Genomic DNA, 4,830 nt, shown 5'->3' with positions numbered 1-4,830 from the left:
GGTCGCGCACCTCGGCCGCCAGCGGCCAGTGTCGCGCCACCGCCAGCGGCGCAGCAGCGACCGCGATGAACTTGCCCTTGTCCTCAAGCAGATAGGAAATGCTCGCGCGCCCGGCCTTGAGCCCACCAAGATCAGCGCGGCCCCGGTGCAACGGCGCAGCCCAGGCAGCAAACGCCGGGTCTGCGATCACGATCACGCCCTCGCTGTCGCAGGCGGCAGAAGCATAGGCGCGCGGATTGACAAAGGCGGGGCCAGCGGGCGCCAGCATCGCATCCTGCGCCATCGCCGCGCCCAGTTCGTCGGGTGCTTCGGCCAGCGCGGCGCCAAAGCCGTCCGTATCCTCGTGCAACAGGTCGAGCGGGTTGGCATGCGCCGCAGGCGACTGAAAGCGCTCAAGAAAGCTGCGGAAACCGGACATGACGTTATCTGCCCCCCAGACAGACGAAACGCGACGTTGCCAAGGTGTAACAAGCAGCGGCATTTGGCAAGCGCTTGCCGCGACACCCCGCGCACCCTAACCAGAGCCGACGGCGTAACCGGAGAGCAAATGATATGGCATTGGTGGACACGCAGATTGAGGATGGCGTCGCTATTGTTACGCTGAACCGGCCCGAGGCGATGAACGCGCTGTCCGCAGCGCTGCGCGCCGAACTGGCGGCAGCGATGCTGCACGTCGCGCAGGATAAGGCGGTGCGCGCGGTGGTGCTCACCGGGGCGGGCACACGTGCCTTCACTGCCGGGCTGGACCTTAAGGAACTGGGCGCGGACACCGGCAACCTGAGCGCGGCCAACGCCAGCGACGCGACGCAGAACCCCGTCAAGGCTGTCGAGCAGTGCAATAAGCCCGTGATCGGCGCGATCAACGGGGTGGCGATCACGGGCGGGTTCGAACTCGCGCTCGCCTGCGATGTGCTGATCGCATCGACCAACGCGCGCTTTGCCGATACCCATGCGCGCATCGGCATCATGCCCGGCTGGGGGCTCAGCCAAAAGCTCTCGCGGATGATCGGCATCACCCGCGCCAAGGAGCTGTCGCTGACCGGCAATTTCCTCGATACCGCCACCGCCGAACGCTGGGGGCTGGTCAACCGGGTGGTGGCGGCGGACGACCTGCTGCCCACTGCCATCGCGCTCGCCCGCGACATGGCATCGGTCGACCCGGCGATGAGCGCGGCCTACAAGGCGTTGATCGACGAAGGCTATGGCCTGCCGTTCGGCATCGCGCTGGAGCTTGAGGCTGAACGCTCGTCCGCCGCCAACCGGCAGGTGAGCGCCGATGATGTCGAAACCCGACGCCGCGCCGTCATGGCACGCGGACGCGAACAGGGCTGAAACCGGCTTGGTCCGGACACGCATTTAACCGGACGATTAAATAGCGATTGACGCTTACGTCAACCTGCCGCTAGACCGGAGGCGTCGCACGCTCGGCATGAATCGCGCGTGCCGATGCAAGACCCGGAGAGAACTGCCATGTCGCTCGATGCCCTCGCCCGCACCGCTTATGATGAAGACCATGAGGCGTTTCGCCAGACCGTCCGCCGCTTCATGCAGGATGAGGTCGCGCCCAATGCGGTGAAATGGGATGACGACAAGATCGTGCCGCGCGAGATCTGGCCCAAGGCGGGTGAACTCGGCCTGTTGTGCCCCACCGTGCCCGAAGAATACGGCGGCCTTGGCCTCGATTTTGGCTACAACGCCATCGTCAACGAGGAAGCCGCGTATTTCGGCGGGTCGCCATTGGGCTTCTCGCTGCAGTCAGACATCGTCGTCAATTACATCGTCCAGTACGGCTCTGAGGAGCAGAAGCAGAAGTGGCTGCCGCGCCTCGTTTCGGGCGAGACGATCACCGCTATCGCGATGACCGAACCGGGCACAGGATCTGACCTGCAGGGCATCCGCACCACCGCGAAGAAAGATGGCAACCATTATGTCATCAACGGGTCCAAGACCTATATCACCAACGGCCAGAATGCTGACCTGATCCTGGTTTGCGCCAAGACCGATACCGACATCCAGCCCGCGTGGAAGGGCGTGTCGATCATCCTCGTCGAGGGTGATCGCGAAGGCTTTGCGCGCGGCCGCAACCTCGACAAGATCGGCCAGGACGCCGCCGACACATCCGAACTGTTCTTCAACGATGTGCGCGTGCCGATGACCAACTGTCTGGGCGAAGAGGGCAAGGGCTTCATCTATCTGATGAGCGAACTGCCGCAAGAACGCCTGTCGATCGCGGTCAGTGCGCAGGCATCGGCGCAAAAAGCCTATGACGATACCGTCGTGTTCGTGAAGGACCGCAAGGCATTTGGTAAAACTGTGTTCGATTTCCAGAACACCCGCTTCGTGCTTGCCGATCTGAAGACCAAACTGCAGGTTGGCTGGGCGCACCTCGACTGGGCACTGAACCGCCATTACAAGAAAGAATTGACCGCAGTCGAAGGCGCTGCGGCCAAGCTGTGGCATACCGAACTGCAATGGGAGGTGCTCGACAAGTGCCTGCAGCTGCACGGCGGCGCGGGTTATATGAACGAATATCCCATCGCCCGCGCCTGGCGCGGTGCGCGCGTCACGCGCATCTTCGGCGGCACCAGCGAGATCATGAAAGAACTGATCGGGCGGTCGCTCTGACCCGCCCGGGATTGCGCTGATGCCCCGGTCAGAACGCTGGCAGCTTGACCCGGCAAGCTATCCGTTCAGCACGGTCACCGAGACGCGATTTCAGGACCTCGATCCGCTCGGCCATATCAACAATGTCGCGATGGCGGCGTTGTTCGAAAATGGCCGGGTGCGCTTCAACCGTAACCTGGGGCTGGAACGCCGCGAGCCGGGCGAACGCTGGTTGATCGCATCAGTCGCCATCGATTACGTCGCCGAAGCGCATTTCCCCGATCCGATGGAGGTAATGAGCGGCATTGGACGGATCGGCACGTCAAGTTGGGACATCTATTCCGCCGCGTTCCAGTGCGACCAGTGCGTCGCCACCTGCGTCTCGACGCTTGTGCTCACCGACAAAAGCGGCGCCAAGCCACTGCCCGATGCGCTGCGCCGACGCTACGAAGAACTGATGGTCAAGCGATAGCCATGCACACCAGGGGCGGTTATGGTGCAGAGACAAAAGCGAGCAACGAGGGCCGAAACCATGGCGAGGATCACCGGGCTGGGCGGCATATTTTACGTGGTCAGGGACCCGGAGGCGAGCCGCGCCTGGTATCGCGACGTACTGGGGCTGGACGCCGAATATGGGCCGATGTTCCGCTGGTCCGACGAGACTGGGGCCGAGCCCTACAGCCTGATCAGCCATTTCAGCAGCGACACCTATCTTCAGCCAAGCACGGCCGGATTTATGATCAACCTGCGCGTCGACAAGCTCGACGACATGCTCGATCATTTGCGCGCCAAGGGTGTGGAGATCATCGGCGAGGCTGACGAGGGCTATGGCAAATTTGCCTGGCTGCTCGATTGCGACGGCATCAAGATTGAGTTGTGGCAGCAGATGGAAGCGCCGCCCGCAGCCACAGGCGACACCGCCTGAGGCACCAAAGAATCAGAATTAGGTCTCCGACGCCTGCACATCATTGGCGAATAGCATCGCGTCATCGGCAAAGGCCTTGAACTCGAGCGCGTTGCCCGCCGGATCCAGAAAGAACATCGTCGCCTGTTCGCCCGCCTGGCCCGCAAAGCGCACGTGCGGTTCGATCACAAACCGTGTGCCCGCCCCGCGCAACCGCTCGGCCAGCGCGTGCCATTGCTCCATGGTCAGCACGACGCCAAAATGCGGGACCGGCACGTCATGACCATCGACCGGGTTTGACACCGTCGCCCGCTCAGCGGCGGCAGGGTCCAAATGCGTGACAATCTGATGGCCATAAAAATCGAAATCGATCCAGCAATCCGATGACCGCCCTTCGGGGCATGCCAACACATCTCCGTAAAACCGGCGTGCCGCGCCTAGATCGTCCACCGGGAACGCCAGATGAAACGGACGCAGGCCCATGTTGACGCTCAAATTGTAGCCAGCGCCTGTGACAACCCGGTCACGACGATGTCGATGATGATCGGCTTGCCTTCAAGATCAAGAAACACCAGCTGCACCTTGCCCGCCTTGCCCAGCCGGTCCATGTCTGCCTGCACCAGCGGCTTTTCACCGATGCAGCCTTCGGGCAGGCACCGGCTGAACACGATCTTGTCGATGCCCTTGGCGGGCTCGCCATCGATCTGGATCAGCGCGCCGGTATCAAGCCGCACACCCAGCGGCACCTTGATCAGCAGGCCGATCTTGCCCGACGTCTTCTGCTTGGCAAAGGCGAGGCGGATAACCTCCTTGCCATTGCCTTCATCGACCAGCGACTGCACGGCATCGCAGATCTGCGCCTCGCCGGTGCCACGGCAACCGGTCGTCCACGGCTTGGCGGCATCAGCCACCTTCTTTTCTGCAGGAGCAGTCGCGGTCTGTGCGGCCAGCGGCGACGCCCCCAACGCGAGGGCCATGGTCACCAGAGCGACAACATTGCGGGTAAACACGGGCATCACGGGAGGCTCCTTCATTCAGCGGGGTCAAGTTGCCAGAGCGGCGCGGACCCGCCGCACAGCGAGATATAGCGGCAGCTTTCGGCCTGTCCATCATCGCGTGGGGGCTCGGCGGGCACCAGTCGGGATTCGGCCTGATCCAGCGGCGACACCGCAACGGGCACCGTGCCCGCAAGCCCCTGAAGCACCTGCAGCGTGGCAGGCGCCTGCGTCACCGGGATCGGCACAGGGCCGATCGAAGCGCCCGCAAATCCCGGAGTTGTAGCGGCAGGTCCCGGGGTTGCAGGAACAGGTGCAGGGGTTGCT

At 63.2% G+C, this 4,830-nt stretch carries 8 protein-coding genes; 4 read left to right on the top strand and 4 right to left on the bottom strand.

Features of this window, described 5'->3' with window-relative positions:
* Positions 1 to 418, bottom strand: a 418-nt coding sequence (locus ACEW8G_RS14685) for a hypothetical protein (protein ID WP_373489145.1), incomplete at its 3' end; no start/stop codon positions are given.
* A gap of 134 nt (positions 419 to 552) precedes the next feature.
* Here ACEW8G_RS14685 and ACEW8G_RS14680 point away from each other — a divergent pair.
* The 4 genes from ACEW8G_RS14680 (at position 553) to ACEW8G_RS14665 (ending at position 3,529) form a co-directional block, all read left to right on the top strand.
* Positions 553 to 1,332: an enoyl-CoA hydratase gene (locus tag ACEW8G_RS14680; protein WP_373489144.1), complete on the top strand. Its 780-nt coding sequence runs from the start codon at positions 553 to 555 to the stop codon at positions 1,330 to 1,332.
* A 138-nt stretch (positions 1,333 to 1,470) separates the two neighbouring features.
* A complete protein-coding gene (locus ACEW8G_RS14675) occupies positions 1,471 to 2,625 on the top strand; it encodes an acyl-CoA dehydrogenase family protein (protein WP_373489143.1) in 1,155 nt (384 codons plus the stop codon).
* Between the two features lie 19 nt (positions 2,626 to 2,644).
* Positions 2,645 to 3,076, top strand: a complete 432-nt coding sequence (locus tag ACEW8G_RS14670) for an acyl-CoA thioesterase (protein WP_373489142.1) — start codon at positions 2,645 to 2,647, stop codon at positions 3,074 to 3,076.
* A 60-nt stretch (positions 3,077 to 3,136) separates the two neighbouring features.
* Positions 3,137 to 3,529 (top strand): VOC family protein, encoded by a 393-nt coding sequence (locus ACEW8G_RS14665; protein WP_373489141.1) that lies wholly within the window; start codon positions 3,137 to 3,139, stop codon positions 3,527 to 3,529.
* An 18-nt stretch (positions 3,530 to 3,547) separates the two neighbouring features.
* Here ACEW8G_RS14665 and ACEW8G_RS14660 read toward each other — a convergent pair whose 3' ends face one another.
* The 3 genes from ACEW8G_RS14660 to ACEW8G_RS14650 form a co-directional block, all read right to left on the bottom strand.
* Complete coding sequence (locus tag ACEW8G_RS14660; RefSeq protein WP_373489140.1) at positions 3,548 to 3,991, bottom strand: VOC family protein; 444 nt, start codon at positions 3,989 to 3,991, stop codon at positions 3,548 to 3,550.
* Between the two features lie 8 nt (positions 3,992 to 3,999).
* The gene (locus ACEW8G_RS14655; protein ID WP_373489146.1) at positions 4,000 to 4,524 is read right to left on the bottom strand and encodes an invasion associated locus B family protein; all 525 of its coding nucleotides are present in this window, start codon (positions 4,522 to 4,524) and stop codon (positions 4,000 to 4,002) included.
* Positions 4,525 to 4,538: 14 nt separating this feature from the next.
* Positions 4,539 to 4,830, bottom strand: a 292-nt coding sequence (locus ACEW8G_RS14650) for a hypothetical protein (protein ID WP_373489139.1), incomplete at its 5' end; no start/stop codon positions are given.

Origin of the sequence: Blastomonas sp. (assembly GCF_041747255.1) — a bacterium.
Classification (GTDB): Bacteria; Pseudomonadota; Alphaproteobacteria; order Sphingomonadales; family Sphingomonadaceae; genus Blastomonas.
The sequence above is the reverse complement of the archived record's forward strand: the minus strand, read 5'-3'. Positions and strand labels throughout refer to the sequence as shown.

Excerpts from the sequence above, each read along its gene's own strand:
- ACEW8G_RS14680 (WP_373489144.1), top strand. The coding sequence starts at position 553 with ATGGCATTGGTGGACACGCAGATTGAGGATGGCGTCGCTATTGTTACG.
- ACEW8G_RS14675 (WP_373489143.1), top strand. The coding sequence starts at position 1,471 with ATGTCGCTCGATGCCCTCGCCCGCACCGCTTATGATGAAGACCATGAG.
- ACEW8G_RS14670 (WP_373489142.1), top strand. The coding sequence starts at position 2,645 with ATGCCCCGGTCAGAACGCTGGCAGCTTGACCCGGCAAGCTATCCGTTC.
- ACEW8G_RS14665 (WP_373489141.1), top strand. The coding sequence starts at position 3,137 with ATGGCGAGGATCACCGGGCTGGGCGGCATATTTTACGTGGTCAGGGAC.
- ACEW8G_RS14660 (WP_373489140.1), bottom strand. The coding sequence starts at position 3,991 with ATGGGCCTGCGTCCGTTTCATCTGGCGTTCCCGGTGGACGATCTAGGC.
- ACEW8G_RS14655 (WP_373489146.1), bottom strand. The coding sequence starts at position 4,524 with ATGCCCGTGTTTACCCGCAATGTTGTCGCTCTGGTGACCATGGCCCTC.